The 18,208-nt window shown below is 64.4% G+C and carries 10 protein-coding genes, 1 tRNA gene and 3 pseudogenes; 4 read left to right on the top strand and 10 right to left on the bottom strand.

Annotated features, from left to right (window positions below):
* Window positions 1-167: 167 nt before the first annotated feature.
* The 9 genes from AC2W7M_RS00070 to AC2W7M_RS00030 form a co-directional block, all read right to left on the bottom strand.
* Window positions 168-2,348: a ParB/RepB/Spo0J family partition protein gene (locus tag AC2W7M_RS00070; protein ID WP_486129312.1), complete on the bottom strand. Its 2,181-nt coding sequence runs from the start codon at window positions 2,346-2,348 to the stop codon at window positions 168-170.
* Window positions 2,349-2,752: 404 nt separating this feature from the next.
* Window positions 2,753-3,325, bottom strand: coding sequence for a hypothetical protein (locus AC2W7M_RS00065; protein ID WP_486129311.1), 573 nt, complete (start codon window positions 3,323-3,325; stop codon window positions 2,753-2,755).
* Between the two features lie 14 nt (window positions 3,326-3,339).
* Window positions 3,340-4,674 (bottom strand): UvrD-helicase domain-containing protein, encoded by a 1,335-nt coding sequence (locus tag AC2W7M_RS00060; protein ID WP_486129310.1) that lies wholly within the window; start codon window positions 4,672-4,674, stop codon window positions 3,340-3,342.
* Window positions 4,674-5,987 carry an ATP-dependent nuclease gene (locus AC2W7M_RS00055; RefSeq protein ID WP_486129309.1) on the bottom strand — a complete coding sequence of 438 codons (1,314 nt, stop codon included), beginning with the start codon at window positions 5,985-5,987 and terminating at the stop codon, window positions 4,674-4,676. Before AC2W7M_RS00055 ends, AC2W7M_RS00060 begins: the two co-directional genes overlap by 1 nt.
* Window positions 5,956-6,597, bottom strand: coding sequence for an ATP-dependent nuclease (locus AC2W7M_RS00050; protein WP_486129308.1), 642 nt, complete (start codon window positions 6,595-6,597; stop codon window positions 5,956-5,958). Before AC2W7M_RS00050 ends, AC2W7M_RS00055 begins: the two co-directional genes overlap by 32 nt.
* Window positions 6,598-6,697: 100 nt before the next feature.
* Window positions 6,698-7,804 (bottom strand): hypothetical protein, encoded by a 1,107-nt coding sequence (locus AC2W7M_RS00045; protein WP_183856671.1) that lies wholly within the window; start codon window positions 7,802-7,804, stop codon window positions 6,698-6,700.
* 5 nt (window positions 7,805-7,809) lie between these two features.
* A complete protein-coding gene (locus AC2W7M_RS00040; protein WP_183856669.1) occupies window positions 7,810-8,514 on the bottom strand; it encodes a hypothetical protein in 705 nt (234 codons plus the stop codon).
* A gap of 372 nt (window positions 8,515-8,886) precedes the next feature.
* Window positions 8,887-8,961: transfer RNA gene (locus tag AC2W7M_RS00035), tRNA-Gly, on the bottom strand.
* A 490-nt stretch (window positions 8,962-9,451) separates the two neighbouring features.
* Window positions 9,452-9,928, bottom strand: a complete 477-nt coding sequence (locus AC2W7M_RS00030; RefSeq protein ID WP_486129307.1) for a cupin domain-containing protein — start codon at window positions 9,926-9,928, stop codon at window positions 9,452-9,454.
* Window positions 9,929-10,041: 113 nt separating this feature from the next.
* Between AC2W7M_RS00030 and ettA the strand changes: the two are divergent.
* The 3 genes and pseudogenes from ettA to AC2W7M_RS00015 all read left to right on the top strand — a co-directional run bounded on the left by ettA (window position 10,042) and on the right by AC2W7M_RS00015 (window position 12,734).
* Window positions 10,042-11,696, top strand: a pseudogene (gene ettA / locus AC2W7M_RS00025) (energy-dependent translational throttle protein EttA).
* 50 nt (window positions 11,697-11,746) lie between these two features.
* Complete coding sequence (locus AC2W7M_RS00020; protein ID WP_486129306.1) at window positions 11,747-12,211, top strand: hypothetical protein; 465 nt, start codon at window positions 11,747-11,749, stop codon at window positions 12,209-12,211.
* A gap of 1 nt (window position 12,212) precedes the next feature.
* Entirely contained in the window at window positions 12,213-12,734 is a 522-nt protein-coding gene (locus AC2W7M_RS00015) for an HNH endonuclease (RefSeq protein WP_486129305.1), read from the top strand.
* Window positions 12,735-13,069: 335 nt separating this feature from the next.
* On the opposite strand, the pseudogene AC2W7M_RS00010 reads toward AC2W7M_RS00015, so the two are convergent.
* Window positions 13,070-14,842, bottom strand: a pseudogene (locus AC2W7M_RS00010) (glucan ABC transporter ATP-binding protein/ permease); the annotation flags it as partial.
* Between the two features lie 316 nt (window positions 14,843-15,158).
* Here AC2W7M_RS00010 and ileS point away from each other — a divergent pair.
* Window positions 15,159-18,208: pseudogene (gene ileS / locus AC2W7M_RS00005) on the top strand (isoleucine--tRNA ligase); the annotation flags it as partial.

The raw sequence follows: 18,208 nt of genomic DNA, 5'->3' as shown, positions 1-18,208 counted from the left end.
ACGGAGCGATCATCATTGCGATCGCTGCTCGATATAGCTTCTCATGGTTATGGTTCCTGCTCTCGCGCAGTCGAGGTCTCCGGCCGCGCCGTACCGGCGCGGCCGGAAAATTCTCGATGCTGTCGAGAGACTGGCCGGAACCGCCGAAGCGGCTCCGGCCGTTGGGCTCACTCGGCGGCGTGGTTGAAGGCTGCGCCGTCCTCGACCGTGCCGGTATCGTCGCGACTGGCTGCGGTCGGCGCATTTAGGACCGCGCCGGCTTCAGCCTCCGGGGCATCCAGCCATGCGGGCCGTTCGGTGCGCAGGAGTGCGGGGAGCCATCCGGTGGCGGCGACAAGCTGCTCGGCGGCTTCCGCCATGGGCTGCTTTTTCATGCCGGGGATCCGGTCGGCGGCCTCATCGCTGACGGCTTCCCGCACGGCGGCGGCGATGTGTGCCTTAGTCACTCGACTGAGGTAGGTCCGTGCCGTGGGCGTCCAGTGCGCCGTCATGTCGAGGGCAAGCGCGGTCGCTAGCCGATCCGCTGTCTCATGGACGCGGGGCTTGCGGTCCCAGGGCAGCCTCACCGCATTGACGGTGAGTGAAGCGCAATGGGCAAACAGCGCCAGCACGCTCGCCTGATCCAGCGCGGCGATGAAGCCCCACAGGTCAGCCACATCGCACGGCATATCCGCTGCCCATCCGGCATGACGATCCGCTAGTGCCTTCGCCGGCGCCGTGTCCTCGATGCCGTCCGCGTGCCCGGTGAGGGTGCTGCTCGTCGGCCGGATTTCGAGGCACGTCGCTTCCGCGCCGCGATAGAAGGTCTGCGCGGCGAGGGCATGGGTGACGACAACCAGCGCCATGTCCGGCTGCTCACCAAGGGCGAGGCGCAGGCCGAGCGTGCGGTGAGCGGTGAGGTCCCGCACGAGAAGGTCAGAGAGCGGCTTGCCCGCATCCTCGGTATCCTCGTCCTCGGCGTCGAGCGCGGAAACGGGGTTTCCATCCTTGTCATCCGTGCCGTCCTCGATGATCTCGCCATCCTCGGTGACGCGCATGTTCTCTGCGGTTTCTTCCGGCTCGGGCTTCTCGTCCCCGGCCCGGATGAAGCCGCGCTCGATGCGGGCAGTGCCGTCATGCGACAGCACGACCAACACGCCTCCGCGCGCGACGTCGTCCGGGTCATAGATGTGCCGGAGCGCGTCTATGCGCTCCATGTCCGCTTCAAGCACCCCGAACCGCTCGTCCGCCTCCGGGGGAAGCTCCTCTGCGCCGTCCCATTCCTCCGACAGCCGGTTGTATTCCTCCTGCGCGGCGGCATAGGCGGCGGCATCTTCCTCGGAAAGCTCCACCGGCTGCGGATAGGCGCGGCGCTGGCCGTGGGCATGGGGATAGTCGATGTGGACCGAGACCCACTTCCAGCCTTCCGCCTGAACCTCGGCGCCGATCCGCTCCAGCTTCCCGGTGACGAGCCGGTCCAGCAGCGCGGCATCCTCGTAGAAGCCGCCGCGATCCTCGGTGAATAGGTCGCGCAGGATGGTGCCGCCCGCCTCGGTGTATTCCTCCGGGCCGACGAAGATCGCCCGGCGATCCGTTGCCGGAATGTGTGCCTTGGTGAGGTCGCGGCGGATGATCCACGGCTCGCGGTTGTAGGAGAGGTTCGCAAAAACCTGCTCCTGCCGCCCGTGATCCTCGGTGAGGGCGAAGGCCATCAACTGGTCGAGTTTCAAGCCGCCGTCGCGGTACACCTGCAACAGCTTGGGGCTGACAGCGCCGAGCCGCAGGCGCTGGCGCACCACATGCGCCGTCACGCCGAAGCGGGCGGCGATCTCCTCCGCTCCCCACCCGCGATTTTCCGCAAGCTCGCGGAACGCCTCGAACTGGTCGGCCGGATGCATCGCCTCGCGGGTGACGTTCTCGTCAAGGCTGATCTCGTGCGGGTCATTCGCCGTGTCGATGACGCAGCGCACCGGCTCGGTCTTCCTGATCTCCTTGCGCTTCACGCGGAGAAGCTGGGCAAGCCTGCGGCCTTCGCCCACCGTCACGAAATAGCTGTCGGTGGGCTCTCCCGCTGCATCAAGCTCGGGCTCCACCACAAGGTTTTGCAGCATACCCTTGACGGCGATGCTGGCGGCCAGCGCCTCGATGGTCGCTTCGCTGTGCGGGGTCTTGCGGGCATTGCGCGGCGACTTCTTCAACTTGTTGAGCGGAATGAAATCCGCCGCGCCGCTCGCGGCCTCCGCCTCCGGTGCGGGCAGCGCGCCGACGATTTCTTTCGCCGTTTCCCCAATGCTACGGACTTCCGCATCCGCAACCTGATCCGCCATCGTCTCGGTGACGGCCCGTGCCTTCTTCGATGTTCTGGCCATTGTTCCGATCCTTTCTCCGTAAATGCCGAAGGCATGTCCTCCGACATGCCTTCCGGGGGCGCGTGAGCGCGCGGCAGAGAGGGGGGCGGCTGCCGGCGAGCAGGGCTGGGCTGCGCCGCGAGCGGGGTGGATCGGAACGGTTGGGACAATGGTAGCCATGCGCCGCCTTGCGAGCGCGCGGCCCCGCCCTCGCGCAGGCGGCGGTCGCGGGGGAGAGAGGGCTAAGACCATCTCTCCCCTTTCGGGATCGGCAAGGCTTCAGCCGCAGCCGATCAGGACAAAGCGAGCGCAGCTCGCGGTATGGTCTTGGGACGGTGCAGGCGGTGAGGAGCTCAGCCGTTCTCCGTCGGATCGACGCCTACGACCGGCTCTGATCGTTGCTGAGCGAATTTAAACCGATGATGTCAGCCAGCCCGGAGCGTATGAACTCGCCAGCCGTTACCTTCGAGCGCCGCGATCTCATTGGCCTCTAGGTGGTCGAGAGGCATCGCAAGACAGAGCAGTTGGGAAGGCCTAGTCATCCCCACGAAAACGAGGGTCAGTTGCCTGGCGACAGTCTGTCTCTCGCGCCGCCGTGCATCGCCCGTGCCTGTGAGCGGGCCGATGGCTTCCTTCAAATCGAACATCCTTCGGCTCGGCGTCGATAGAACGAGCGTAGCGCTGTGCGTCTCGCCCTTCACACCGTGAATAGTCGAAAGGGCTATCTCAACTGAGCGATCGTCACTGACGTGGCGCACGATGTTCTGCCGTGAGCGGCCGACGACCGCGGCGGCAGCGCCGTCGGGCACCCAAGCGAGGAAGTCGGCGAACGCTTGAGGAGGCGGGGCAAGCATCAAGAGCCTGAGCGCGTTTTCAATCTCCTGGGCGGTCTGCGGCCAAGCGTCTGCATCGCCCGAATCCACGCTGAAACACAGGCGGTGAGCCACCAAGCGTAATGCCAATCCGGCAGCCGGATCGGCGGCGTCAAGCGCGGCCAAAAGGCCCCGCTTCGTCAGTCTTGGTGTCCCGTGGGCAATGTTGCCGCGATGAGCGAGTGCCAACAGGCCGTCCCAGATCGCATCGGCCGCCGGCGCACAATCACAGGCCTCGGTGAGCAACATCTGCGCGCGGCGCGCATAGTCCGCGAGGTTCGAGAAGCTGGCCTGCGAGCCGGCGTGCCCGGCGGCGAAGGGCGGCCAGTAGTCGCCAAGGTGGCGCGGCATGTTCTGGCCCGCCCCAGTCTTGCGACCGGCAACAGCCTTGGCGACAAGCCTCGGGGAAACCCATCGGGGTATTCTTCGAACAGAAGGTCGCCAAATGCAGGGAGGACCTGGCCGATCGCGCCCTGCTCGAAGGCGAAGATGGTGTGACGCTTCTCGGGCTCGCGGACGGTTCCCTGGATTTCCTGTGGTGCGCGCACGGTGATGGTCGAAGCCGCTCGTGCAATGTGCGTCCCAAAGCGCCGGCTCTGCACCAAGTCGATATAGCCCGCTCGAGGGAACCCAGTGACGGCATCGGCATCGACAACATCGTGGAAGATGGCTTGGTTCTGGTCACCGAAGCGCTGGACGACCGTCTCATCTCCAAAGATCGATGTGACAAATGCATGCTGCAGGGTATCCGTGTCCTGCATCTCGTCGATGAAGACACAGGGGAACCGATTTCGCACGACGTCGATCAGTCCGGGCACATCGCGGATGGCCCGGCTGGCATAGGCGAACATATCTTGGAACCGGAAATATCCATCGTCGGCCATAGCGGACTTGAGCGCCCGGAACGCCCGCCCGGTCGGCGTGCCGGCCTGCGGAAGAGTGGCCTCACAGCCGACAGTCAGGTCAGGTCCTTCGAAACGGAGGGTCGTCAGCAGTGTGTCGGCTGTGGCCGGATGGTTCTGGAGGTAATTGTTGATGTGCCAAGCCTTCGGCCGAGCCCGGATCGCTGCTGCGAAGTGCCCGTCGTCGATAAAGCGGGGCTCACGACCGGAACCGCGTAGAAAAGGGAGGGCAAGGTACTGATGCGCGAACGCTTGGAATGTGCCGATGAAATGAGGGTGACCTAGCAGACGACGACCATGGGCGTCCTTGGCGAGCCGGGCTTCGACTTCCTGCCGCGCGACGTTGGTGTGAGATAGAACACACACACCTTGTGACCGCGAGGTCCACTTTCGCGCGAGGATCGCGAGCTTGGCCACGAGCAAGGTCGTCTTGCCGCTACCTGGAGCCGCCTGGATGTCCACGCTATCCTCGTGGCACAGGGCTCTGAGTTGGGCGTCGGACCCAAAATCGCAACCGAGAAGGCTTTCGACCTCAGCCACGTCGCTGCGCTCGATGGGAAACGGTAAGGGCATCAGATGACGTCCTCAATCCGCTCGATGGGCTCGGTGACGTACTCTATCGCCTCCACCAAGTATCTCGGCAGCCTCCGTGCTAGATTCTCCGGCTCCCAATCCTGCTTGGGAATCTCGGCGGCCAAGTAGTGTGCCGCCTCAACTTTCGACGCCCGTTTATCAAAGAGCGACCGATAGATGCGCGCGGCGATCTCGTCACTGGCTAGCTCCTGCGCCTGCCAGCCCGCAAACTCCGCATCCGCCGTCTGAATCTGGTGGGCGATTTCCTGATCAGTCAGGACATCGTTCTTGTCCTTGGCCCGCCTCGCCATGCGGATCGCACGGTGACTGAGCTGGCCAAGTCCGGCCGCCGCAATGTCATGCTCCAGTGTCCAGCGCGGCGACACAAACGTCCGCACGGAACCGCCGTCACGCGCCTTAAGGCCAGCGACCGCGGCTTCCAGTTCCTCCACAGTGAAATCGTTCTCGAACTTTCTTCGGGCGGCCTCCCCCGGCCCTGGGGGGGCGGGAGGCGGCACATAAGCCGCGCTAGCCGCAGTCGGGAAATCCCGGTCGGTCAAGCAGGCGACCCGGATCGGGGAGGTCGTTCCGTCGGTGCGCTGGAAGATGCGCGCGTACCGGAAAAGCCCTCGATGTCCGACGTTGACGATCGATACGCCGTACTTTGCGAGCGGCCGCCCCAAACCTTCGGCGAGCGCCGGAAGCAGGATGTTCTCAGCATCACCTTCGACGATGATGACAGACCTGGCGAAGAACAGGTTGGCCTTGGTGACGTCGAGAAAACGTCGCAGGAACGCATAGTCTGCCTTCTCAAGCGCCGTGCTTTTGTGGTCGAGGGGGAAGGCCTTGTGATCGGCGAGCAAAGTGATCGCCTCAATATCGGCCTTGGCCGCCAGGGCAGGGCTGTGGGTTGTCGCAATGACCTGAACCCGACCGGGGCCGGGCTTGGACCGCAGCTCCAGCAGCTCCATCAACCGCAACTGCATTTGTGGGTGGAGATGAGCCTCCGGCTCTTCGATCAAGAGCAGAGGCATGCCCTCGGCGGCTCCAAGCAATAGGAGCTCCGTCGCCATGAACAACACGTTGTTCAGGCCCAAGCCCCGCCGCGTCGGCAATTGCACCCCGGCCCTCGATCCCAACGCGAGCTCGAGCTTTTCGAGAACCTGTTGCAGATCCGTACGCCTCGCGACGGAAATGGCCGCCGCCAAGGGGTCCGCAGCCAGGGAGAGGCTAGCGAGGAACTCGCGATTGATCGTGTCGCGGACACTGGTGACGACCGGGTTAGCCTGAATCAACGCCTCGGCCTGAGCCATGATACCGACGAGCGTCGCTGGCGGGGCCCCCGTCTTGGTAGTCGCTGACGTGCTGGCCCGCGAACTCGGGATGTGACGCCAGGATTTGAGAAAGGCGTGATCCTCGGCCTGCCGTGAGCTCTGCCTCTGCGTCTCGTAGTGGCCGAAGATATGTCGTACGTAGAAACTCGCGTATGGTGCCTTCGATCGGCGGACCAGAGCCCAGGGCGCCGGCGCGGAAGCTGACGGCGATTCTCCCCTTCGCGGCCGTTCCGCCGTCTAACCTGCTCGCGGTCAGGGAGACCGACAGGTGCGGCGTCTCGCCGGGGCTGGTGGTCAGGTACTCAAGGAACGTTGCCTGCTCGGGCGTCGTCAGGCCACGTAGGATCGCCGAGATTGAGAGAGTTTCGGCGCGCTCGGCGCCCGACACGTGGAAGTCGTCGACCGTCAAACGATGGTAGTCCTGGCTCGTGGTCCAAAGTAGATGACGCAGGGCGTCCACGACCGTTGTTTTGCCGGCGTCATTCTCGCCAACCAGCAGATTGAAGCCGGGCGAGAAGACAAACTCGACCGCGTGCTCGTTTTCCGCGAACTGCCGGAAATTCTCGATCTTGAGGCTGGCCACGTACATCTGGCTGGCGACTCCTGAAACGGCCAATAGCTCAGCTTTAGCGTGTGTCGTGCGGGCACGCCATTGATGCGGTCACGCCCTGCCTGGGGTCGCGTGTTGACTACCCGCGCGCCGCGTTGATTTTGGCGATGGCGCCGGCCAACTCCGCCTCAAAGTCGTAAGCACGCTCCGACGGTGGCGCTAGGCCAGCGATAAAACGGGCCACCTCAAGAGCGGCGAAGTCGTGGAAGGGATTGAGCCCGATGACGTTGCCCAAGGTCAGGTCATCTGGCGTCGCCGCGGCAATGATCTTGGCGAAGCGGCCGAGCGCCGCGTTTTCGTCCCAGTGGGAAACAAAGAGCAGCGTCGCGGTAAAGGCCAATAGAGCCTCCGGCGTATCGCCGTAGATGCTTCCAAGTGACCGTCGCCTGGTCAGCGACAGGTTTCCATAGGCCGCCATAAGCCCGGCCAGCCTGGCGGTCATCTCGTACCTCGACCGCAGGGGCTCCATGGCGATAAGCCGCTGCCCTTGATTGGCCATCAGAATGCGTTTCGTCCGATCGCGCACCGCCGCGTCGAAACCGATGCGAGGGATCCGCTTTACGAAGTCACGGTAGTAAAAGGCGAGGTCGCGAAGCGCCGCCCGACGCGTGTCGAAGCCCGGGAAGATGAGATGGAAGGGCTGGAACTCCAGGGCTTCGTATATCTGCAGTCGGTTGATGGACCACAGCCAGTCGGCCACGGCCGGGGTACCCTTGACCTCGAATGCGTCAGCGTCGCGCTGGGCTAGAAACCACGACCGCATCTCGAAAATCGCCGGCTTGCTCAGCTCACCGATTGCAATGGCCTTGCAGACCAACTCCCGGATAACCTTGGTGTCCTTGTCGTTCGCGGAGAACTGAACGTCGACGCCTCTCTGAACACCGGGCACGTCATCCATTGCGAAGAAATCACAGCCCAGCTTGTGGGCCGTGTGGCCCGAGGCGTCGATAAACCGGAAGTGCGCCTGTCGCGTGTTACGCCCAGTACCGTTTGCATCGGACCGGACCAAGCTCGCCCCGCCGCATCGACACGACGGGCACAGCAAGTCGCTACGCATCCAGTCTCGCTCGGCTTGGCTCAGGCCGTAGTCTACCTGCTCCAAGGATGCGGTGACGCCCCGGCGCTTCAGCAATTGCTTGAAGTCCAGCTCCTGGGCAAAATGCTGCGAATAGGCTGTGTGCGACACTGGTCTTAGCCGCCGTGCGTGGCGCAGTACCCGCCACGATCCTTCGCGGCTTTCCACGGTCCGATCGCCATCTGGCCGCTGAGGCCTTTGACCCCCGCCTTGCAAGGCGCGCCCTTCATGGTCACGCCGCTGCAGCGAACAAAGCCCTCCGTTGAAAGCCACTCGACGAACTCTTCCCGCGTCAAGCCGACCCGAGCGGCCATCGCGCCGGTCGCGTCTTCCAAATAGGTTCGCGCCTGGTCTGGTTGCAGATCCACCCTCAGCCTGCCCCAACCGAGGCCTCGGTCGACCCAGTACGGTTCGCCATGGGCGATGTGCGAGCTGATCACATCGCGCTCCAGTTGGTCCGGAGCCGGCCATTCTGACATCGGCTCCGGTATATGCATGCCAGCGTCGGACCCGTGGCCTTTGGGCTGGTATGATTTCCGGCCTGCGCGAACCAGGAACCTCGACTGCGCCTTCTTGCCGGGAAGACCCGTCGCAGCCTCCGCCAGAGCAAGACTAAGGCCGTGGCCGAACTCGCGATACGCAAAGATCGCTGCCTGCCAGCGCTGATCCTCATCCTCGATCTCAATGAGCGCCAGAGCCGCCTGCCGCCGCTGATCCTGTGCAAGTTCAAGTGCGCGCTGTGCGTTTTCAAGAGCTGTGTTGGCGTTCACGAGACGCTGTAAGGCAGGGTGCATGGCTGGAACCGAATCTCTGGTGAGCATCCAGAATAATCCAATCCGGCGCCGAGACGGCGCTCGAATCAGGAAATATGACACCCACCTCGAACGCGTAGCGTCCCGCGCCGAGCTCGATCGATCTAGGCTGCTGCATTGGATCTCAGCGCAGGCGGCGCTCTCTTCCGCACGAGCGATGGAAGGCGGGCAAGGTCCGAAAGGCTCGTTCGCCGTGCTGGACGTAATTCAACTGCGTACGGTGGCGAGCCGCCTCGTTCGAGAGAAGGCATGCGGTTTTCCACAAGGGGAGAGATGGCGGACGCTCTCGGCATCGGTGGTCACCAAGTGGTCACCATACCGAAAACGGCAAAACCGCCTCTCGGCGGTGTCGCTATAAGTTATTGATTATTTTGAGAATATTGGAGCGGGCGATGGGATTCGAACCCACGACCCCAACCTTGGCAAGGTTGTGCTCTACCCCTGAGCTACACCCGCATCCATCGCCGGACGGGGTCACCCCCGCGGCAGGTGCGTGTCTATGCCAAAAGCCGGCGGGGATTGCAACAGCCTTTCTGTGCCGCCATCCACACCTTCAGGCGGTCCTCCAATTGCCTCGTCCCTCGAGGAGGCTTGCGGCTTCACTTTTTCTCCCATGGGCAATTTGACGTGGACGGCAAATTTGACGCGATTTTCATGTCCAAGCTTGCGCTCGCCGCCCCCTCCTAGGCCGGTCCCCCAAACCTTGATCTCCGCTTTGCCGCCGGCCAATGTTTCGGCTGACACTGCGACGTCGAATTCGACAATGGTGAACAGTCCCGAAGTGCCACCGTGTTTGAGCTGTTCACCGCCGATCCCGTAGGCTTCAGCTGCAACGCTGGGATGTTGGGCTTGAGCTTGCTTTACGCCATCTACGACTGACGTAAGCGTTTCCGAAATGGAGGTTTTCAGCTCTCTGGCGAATCCGCGCGAAACTTGAATATTTATCTTACGCCTTGTGGATGGGGTCGATCCATTTCACCGCCTGCGGCTTCTCCACCGGCTCGATATCGAGATTGACCACCACCGGCTCCTGGCCGGAGCGGACCAGGACGCATTCCAGCACCTCGTCGGGGGAGGCGTTGATCTCCTGGTGGGGCACGTAAGGCGGCACGAAGATGAAATCGCCGGGACCGGCCTCGGCCACAAATTCCAGCTTTTCGCCCCAGCGCATGCGCGCCTTGCCCTTCACCACATAGATGATGCTCTCGAGGTCGCCGTGGTGGTGGGCGCCGGTCTTCGCGTCGGGGTGGATGTGGACCGTGCCGGCCCAGATTTTCTCCGCTCCGGCCCGGGCGCGGTTGATGGCCGTCGCACGATTCATGCCGGGCGTCTGGGCGGTGTTGGGATCGAGGCTGTCGCCGGGGATCACCTTTACCCCGTGCTCGCGCCAGTCGACCTTGTCGTGCGAGTGATTCGCGCCCATCTCAAGCTCCTGATCAGGCCGCGCGCCGCTGCGGTCCGCGCCTTGCCGGGTTCCGCTGGCGAGGTTAGAACGGCGCCAGATTTTCCGCACCCCTTTCCAGGAGACGGCGGCCCATGGCCCCCTATCAGTACGCCTTCCACATGCACGGCATGACCAAGACCTATCCGGGCGGCAAGAAGGTGCTCGACAACGTGCACCTCTCTTTCTACCCGGACGCCAAGATCGGCGTGCTCGGCAACAACGGCGCCGGCAAGTCGACCTTGCTGCGCATCATGGCCGGCATCGACACCGATTTTCCGGCGAGGCGCGCCCGGCGGAAGGTGTGCGGGTGGGCTACCTGCCCCAGGAGCCGCAGCTCGATCCCACCAAGACCGTCCGGCAGAACGTGGAGGACGGCGTGGCCAAGCAGAAGGCCATCATGGAGCGCTACAACGAGCTCGCCATGAACTATTCCGACGAGACCGCCGACGAGATGACGCGGCTCCAGGACGAGATCGAGGCGCAGGGCCTGTGGGATCTGGACAGCAAGGTCGAGCAGGCCATGAACGCGCTCGGCTGCCCGCCGGACGACTGGGAGGTGACGCGCCTCTCCGGCGGCGAGCGCCGCCGCGTCGCGCTCTGCCGCCTGCTGCTGGAGCAGCCGGAACTGCTGCTGCTGGACGAGCCCACCAACCATCTGGACGCCGAGACGGTGAACTGGCTGGAAGGCCACCTGCGCACCTATCCGGGCGCGATCCTGATCGTCACCCACGACCGCTACTTCCTCGACAATGTCACCGGGTGGATTCTGGAGCTCGATCGCGGCCGCGGCATTCCCTATGAGGGCAATTATTCCTCCTGGCTCGGCCAGAAGCAGAAGCGCCTCCAGCAGGAGGGCCGCGAGGACGAGGCCCGCCAGCGCGCGCTCGCCCGCGAGCAGGAATGGATCGGCGCCTCGCCCAAGGCGCGGCAGGCCAAGAACAAGGCGCGCATCCAGCGCTATGAGGAGCTGCTGCAGCGCGCCTCCGAGCGCCAGCCCTCCGCCACCCAGATCGTCATCCCCGTGGCCGAGCGCCTCGGGCAGAACGTCATCGCCTTCGACCATCTCAACAAGGCGTTCGGCGACAAGCTGCTGATCGACGATCTCTCCTTCAAGCTGCCGCCGGGCGGCATCGTCGGCGTCATCGGCCCGAACGGCGCGGGCAAGACCACTTTGTTCCGCATGATCACGGGCCAGGAGACGCCGGACGGCGGCACCATCTCCATCGGCGAGAGCGTGAAGCTCGGCTATGTGGACCAGAGCCGCGACGCGCTCGACGACAAGAAGACCGTGTGGGAGGAAATCTCCGACGGCAACGAGGTGATCTACGTCGGCAAGAAGGAGATCCCCTCGCGCGCCTATTGCGCGGCCTTCAACTTCAAGGGCGGCGACCAGCAGAAGAAGGTCGGCATGCTCTCCGGCGGTGAGCGCAACCGCGTGCATCTGGCGAAGGTGCTGCAGCGGGGCGGCAACGTGCTGCTCCTCGACGAGCCCACCAACGACCTCGACGTGGACACGCTGCGGGCGCTGGAAGAGGCGCTGGAGGACTATGCCGGCTGCGCCGTCATCATCTCCCATGACCGCTTCTTCCTGGACCGCATCGCCACCCACATGCTCGCCTTCGAGGGCGACAGCCACGTGGAATGGTTCGAGGGGAATTTTGCGGACTATGAAGAGGACAAGAAGCGGCGGCTGGGGACGGATTCGGTGATCCCGAAGCGGATCCAGTATAAGAAGTTTTCGCGGTGAGGTAGCGAGGGGAGGGGCGGGAGCCCCTCTCTTTATAGGTGGAGGGGGCAATGGGTGGTGGAAAAAGACGGGCAAAACCTCCAATCCATAGAAGCATAAAAGAATCTCTCGGATATAATCCGGAAAATTCGGATGCTGATGTCTATAAAGATTGGAATGAACGTCTTCGTAGAGTTTGCAAGCCTTGTTGGGAACTAAAATATTGTCCCTATGGCCCTCTTGTTGAGCAGTCCCCCCTCCTGCCAATCGTTAGAAGTGATAAAGAGGCGGCTCTTAAATATTATAGAGATTGTATTGAATCGGGATTGGTTGGCTCTATCGTGTTGGTCACGGATGAGCTTCGCGAAGACTATGAACGATGGATTGACGATGAATACGTCCTCATGTTCCAAGCCTATCACGAATTAATAAGTAAAATATATGGGATAATGTGGATTGTGACAATCCAGAAGAGGTTTTTGAAAAGGCGGGCTGTCATCGCTTCCTCCCATTCATTTATATCGGGTTCCTTTTGATTTGGGTGGGCCTAAGGACTTTAAAGAGGAAGATTTTGAGCCAGAAGTTTGGGGTAAGCTTGTTGAGATTGCCGAAAGGAAGCGGAAAAGTTTAATTCTAGCTCTGGAGACGGGGCAAAAAGATGATCGTACTCCGTTGGGGGCGGCGCAGCGAGCATACTTCCAAAAAATGCTAGATAGCGAATCTCTGGAAGCTTATCCAGAAGAGGTCCCGGCAGATTTTTTAGACGGAAAATGTAACATATTCGGTCATATATGCCCGGTATTTTTTGCTGCTGAGATTACAACCGAAACTGAAAAAGTCCGTAGATTTGGTCGTCGTAGGTTGAGTTTTAATTCGATGATGAGAATCGTTCGGAGAGATGACTATAGGTGCCAACATTGTTTGAAGAAATTGAGAGATGATAAAGTTGAATTTGATCACATTATACCTATTTCAAAGGGCGGCAGTTCGGAGGAGCATAATATTAGATTGACTTGCTTTGATTGTAATAGAGATAAGTCAGATAATTACATTCCATAGCATAGTATGATATGGCGCAACAGAGGGTGGCGTAGATCTGCCTCGCCACCTTCTCCCCCATCCGCAAGCCCCCGCGCCCAAACCGCCCACGCGTCCCGGCCGACCGCAACGGAGCGGTAGCGCAGTGGAAGGAGAGCCGGGGCCCAGCGCAATGGCCCGCCGAAGGCGCTTCTGAAACCTGTCGCCCTCAGGCATTGCCCCGCTGCGCGGGAGTCTTGCGCTGGACCCCGGATCGGCGCTCCGGCTGCGCCGTCGCTTGTCGGGGACGCGGGGGCGCTCAGGGAGCCGGTGCGTTGTCGCCGCGCGCGGCCTTGGCCGCGTCCGCTGCGGCCTTTTGCTTCGGCCTTGGCCTCGGCCATGAACTGCGCGCGGGCCAGCGCCGCGAAGCGGCCGTCCAGGGCCACCAGCTCGTCGAAGGTGCCGGCCTCCACCACGCGGCCGCGCTCGAACACCAGGATGCGGTCGGCATTGCGCACGGTGGCGAGCCGGTGGGCGATGACGAAGGTGGTGCGGTCCTTCATCACCGCGTCCAGCGCCGCCTGCACCTTCTGCTCGGTGGCGGCGTCGAGCGCGCTGGTCGCCTCATCGAGGATCAGGATCGGCGGGTTCTTCAGCAGCGCGCGGGCGATGGACAGGCGCTGGCGCTCGCCGCCGGAGAGCGCGCGCCCGCGCTCGCCCACCACCGCCTTCAGCCCCATGGGGTTGCGCTCCACCAGCTCCAGCGCCTGTGCCCGCGCCAGCGCCTCGCGCAGCTCGGCCTCGGTGGCGTCCGGCTTGCCGACCCTGAGATTGTCCTCGATGGTCCGGTTGAACAGCAGCGGCTCCTGGAACACCACGCCGATGGCGCGCCGGAGCGAGGCCAGAGTCACGTCGCGGATGTCGGTGCCGTCGATGCGCACAGCGCCGGACTGCGGGTCGAACACCCGGTGCAGCAGCGCCAGCGCGGTGGACTTGCCGGCCCCCGTGGTGCCGACCAAGGCGAAGGTCTGGCCGGGGGCGGCATGCAGCGACACGTCCTCCAGCGCCGGCCTCTTGCCGTCATAGGAGAAGGACACGTCGTCGAACACCACGTCGCCGGCCACCGGCGCGTCGGCGCCGAGATCGCGCGCGCCCGGCGTCTCGCGCACCGCGCCGACCGTGTCGAGCACCTCGAAGAATTGCGACAAGCGCGGGCCGGACATCATCAGCCGGTTGAAGAAGCTCACCGTGTGGTCGAGCCGGGCGATCAGCATGTTGGCGAACGCCACATAGGTGACGATGTCGCCGATGCCGGCGAGGCCCTGTGTGTAGAGCCAGGTGCCGATCAGAAGGATGGCGAGGATGGTGAGCGTGGTCGCCGCCTTGGTGGCCATGGAGACCATGGCCCACCAGGAGAGCACCGGGATTTGGATCGCCAGCACCCGGTTCACGGTGTCCTTCATGCCGGACACCTCGGCCTCGATGCGGGTGTAGCTCTGGATCACCGCCACGTTGCCCAGCGCGTCGGAGGTGCGCTCGGCGAGGTCGGAATTGTAGGCCTCCACGTCGCGCTGCATGGCCTCGGTGCGGCGGATCACGAACGCCGTGACGATGCCGAACACCACCATCAGCACGATCAGCACCAGGCCGAGCCGCCAGTTGATGTAGATGCCCACCGGCACCAGCACCAGCAGCGAGGCGATGGCGGCGCAGTCGTCGCGGAAGAAGGAGAGCCACAGGCCCCAGAGCGCGTCGACGCCCTCCAGCATCACCTTGAGCAGGCGGCCGGAATGGGTCTCGCCGTGATAGCTCATGGGCAATTGCAGCACGTGCTCGAAATACTGCGCCAGCACGCCGAGGCGGCGGCGGTGCGAGAGCCGGTCGGCATGGAGCGAGATCAGCACGCCGGCGCCGATATTGAACAGGCCGAAGCCGACCCAGGCGGCGAGCAGCGGCAGGAGGTCGTGGAAGGTCGGCACGCGCCCCGCCGCCTGCGCGCCGGACAGCGCCTCGACGATCCGCCCGAACAGGATCGGCTCGGCGAACTGCGCCATGGCGAGCAGCAGGTTCGAGACCAGGAGCACCGCCCCCACCCTGGCCTGCGGCCCCAGGAGGGAGATGGTACGGGCGTAGATGCGCAGAAGGTTCATGGGGGTCGCGCCAGCGGAACGGATGCAAGACATGAGCGCTGCGGTGGCCGGCGCACAAGCGTGAACGTTGCGGCGGCGCCGTTTTTCCGCCGCGCGTGTTTCGCGCGCGACAGGCGCCGCGCCGGCGGGCCGCTCTTTCCCGCGCTGCGGGCGCCTGCTAGAAGCCCGCCATGGCTTTTGGATGAACAGGCGGCGCATCGCCGCCACGCGGCGAATTATCGGCCCGGCCCCCCGCCGGCGCGCCTGAGCGCGCGCGGGCCGCCGGGCAGACGCGCACCATCCTCATGCCTCCCCTTTCGCCGAGCGGCCCGACCCCATGACCGACAAGACTGCGCCCGAGACGACCGCGACCGACTATTCCAAGACCCTGCTGCTGCCGCAGACCGACTTCCCCATGCGCGGCGGCCTGCCGCAGAAGGAGCCGGAGCTGCTGGAGCGCTGGAAGCGGCTCGACCTCTACACCCGCCTGCGCGAGGAAGGCCGCGGCCGCGACCGCTTCGTGCTGCACGACGGCCCGCCTTACGCCAACGGCAACATCCATATCGGCCACGCGCTCAACAAGATCCTGAAGGACGTGGTGACGCGCTCCCAGCAGATGCTGGGCTTCGACAGCAATTATGTGCCCGGCTGGGACTGCCACGGCCTGCCCATCGAGTGGAAGATCGAGGAGGAGAACTACCGCAAGAAGGGCAAGGCCAAGCCCGACTTCACGGACGCCGCCGCCATGGTCGCCTTCCGCCAGGATGCCGTGCCTATGCCGAGCATTGGCTGGACGTGCAGCGCGCCGAGTTCAAGCGCCTGGGCGTGGAAGGCGACTGGGACCACCCCTATTCCACCATGGCCTACATGGCGGAAGCCCAGATCGCCCGCGAAATCATGAAGTTCGCCGAGAACGGGCTTTTGTATCGCGGCTCGAAGCCGGTGATGTGGTCGGTGGTGGAGAAGACCGCCTTGGCCGAGGCCGAGGTGGAGTATCAGGATTTCACCAGCGATACGGTTTGGGTGAAGTTTCCGGTGGCGAATAACTCCGGTGCTTTTGGTCTACACGGCTCAGCGGATGGCGTTGTCGCCGACAATGACCGATGGGAGTCGATGCGTGGCGCGAGCGTCGTCATCTGGACCACCACGCCCTGGACCATGCCCGGCAACCGCGCCATCTCCTTCTCGCAGAAGATCGCCTATGGCCTGTTCGAGGTGACCGAGGCCCCGGCGGACAATTGGGCCAAGGCTGGCGACAAGCTGATCCTCGCCGACAACCTCGCGGAAGAGGTGTTCAAGCAGGCGCGCGTCACCGGCTTCAGAAAGCTGCGCGACGTGGCGACGGCCGAGCTCGCCGAGCTCCAGTGCTTCCACCCCCTCGCCGCCCTCGATCTCGGCGGCTACGACTTCAAGGTCCCCTTGATCGAGTCCGACCACGTCACCGATGATGCCGGCACCGGCTTCGTCCACACCGCGCCGGGCCACGGCCGGGAGGACTTCGAGGCCTGGGTGAGCCATCGCCAGTGGCTGATGGAGCGCGGCATCAGCCCGGCGATCCCCTACACGGTGGACGAGGACAGCTTCTATACCGCCCAGGCCCCCGGCTTCGAGGGCAGGCGCGTCATCACCGAGAAGGGCGAGAAGGGCGATGCCAACGGCGCCGTCATCGACGCGCTCGTGAAGGCCGGCAACCTGCTCGCCCGCGGGCGGGTGAAGCATCAGTATCCCCACTCCTGGCGCTCCAAGAAGCCGGTGATCTTCCGCAACACGCCCCAATGGTTCATCGCCATGGACCAGGATTTCGCGCTGCCGGCGCCCGCCGGCGCGGCGGCGCCCGGCAGCAACGCCCCGCACACCCTGCGCCAGCTGGCCCTTGCCGGGATCAAGGCGGTGGAGTGGGTGCCGGCGGCGGGCGAGAACCGCATCACCGGCATGATCGAGAGCCGGCCCGACTGGGTGGTCTCGCGCCAGCGCGCCTGGGGCGTGCCCATCGCCGTGTTCATCACCGACAACGGCGACGGCACCGTCGACATCCTGAAGGACCCGGAGGTCAATGCCCGCATCGCCGCCGCCTTCGAGGCGGAGGGGGCGGACGCCTGGTTCCGCGAGGGGGCGCGCGAACGCTTCCTGGGCGACCGCGCCGGCGAAGGCTGGCAGAAGGTCGACGACGTGCTCGACGTGTGGTTCGACAGTGGCTCCACCCACGCCTTCACCCTGGAGGTGCGCCCCGACCTCAAGGCCGAGCGCCCGCCTGAGGGCCGCGACCGGGTGATGTATCTGGAAGGCTCGGACCAGCACCGCGGCTGGTTCCATTCCTCGCTTCTGGAGAGCTGCGGCACGCGCGGCCGCCCGCCTTACGACGTGGTGCTGACCCACGGCTTCGTGCTCGACGAGGACGGGCGCAAGATGTCCAAGTCGCTGGGCAACGTGGTGGCGCCGCAGGAGGTCATCAAGCAGTCCGGCGCCGACATCCTGCGCCTGTGGGTGTGCGCCTCCGACTATTCGGACGACCTCAGGATCGGCCCGGAAATCCTCAAGACCACCGCCGACACCTACCGCAAGCTGCGCAACACCATCCGCTGGCTGCTCGGCTCGCTGCACCATTACCGTCCGTCCGAGCGGGTGGCGTTCGCCGACATGCCGTCGCTGGAGCGCTTCATCCTGCACCGGCTGGCGGAACTGGACGGCGAGGTGCGCGCCGCCTATGCGGCCTTCGACTACAAGAAGGTGCATGCGCTGCTCACCCAGTTCATGAACATCGAGCTCAGCGCCTTCTATTTCGACATCCGCAAGGACGCGCTCTATTGCGATCCGCTCTCCTCGGTGACGCGGCGCGCCTGCCTCACGGTGCTGGACGAGGTGTTCAACCGCGTGGTCGCCTGGCTCGCGCCGATCCTGTGCTTCACCTGCGAGGAGGCCTATCTCGCCCGCACCGGCGATGAGCAGGGCTCGATCCATCTCACGACCTTCCCCGCCACCCCGGCGGACTGGCGCGACGAGGCGCTGGCCGACCAGTGGCGCCGCGTGCGCCTCGTGCGCCGGGTGGTGCTGGGGGCGCTGGAGGTGGAGCGCGCGGGAAAGCGCATCGGCTCCTCGCTGGAGGCGGCGCCGCAGGTCTACGTGGCCGACCCGGCGCTCGCCGCGGCGCTGGAGGGGCTCGACCTCGCGGAGATCTGCATCACCTCCGACGCCACTTTGCTGAAGGACGAGGGTCCTGCGGACGCCTTCCGCCTGCCCGAGGTGCCGGGGGTCGCGGTGGTGAGCGCCCGCGCCGAGGGGCGCAAGTGCGCCCGCTCCTGGAAGATTTCGCCGCAGGTCGGCACCGACCCCGAATTCCCCCGACGTGACGCCGCGCGATGCGGCGGCGCTCCGGGAGTTTCGCGGCGG

It is taken from the genome of Xanthobacter sp. BG11Y11_SDJG, assembly GCF_057364445.1.
The sequence above is the reverse complement of the archived record's forward strand: the minus strand, read 5'-3'. Positions and strand labels throughout refer to the sequence as shown.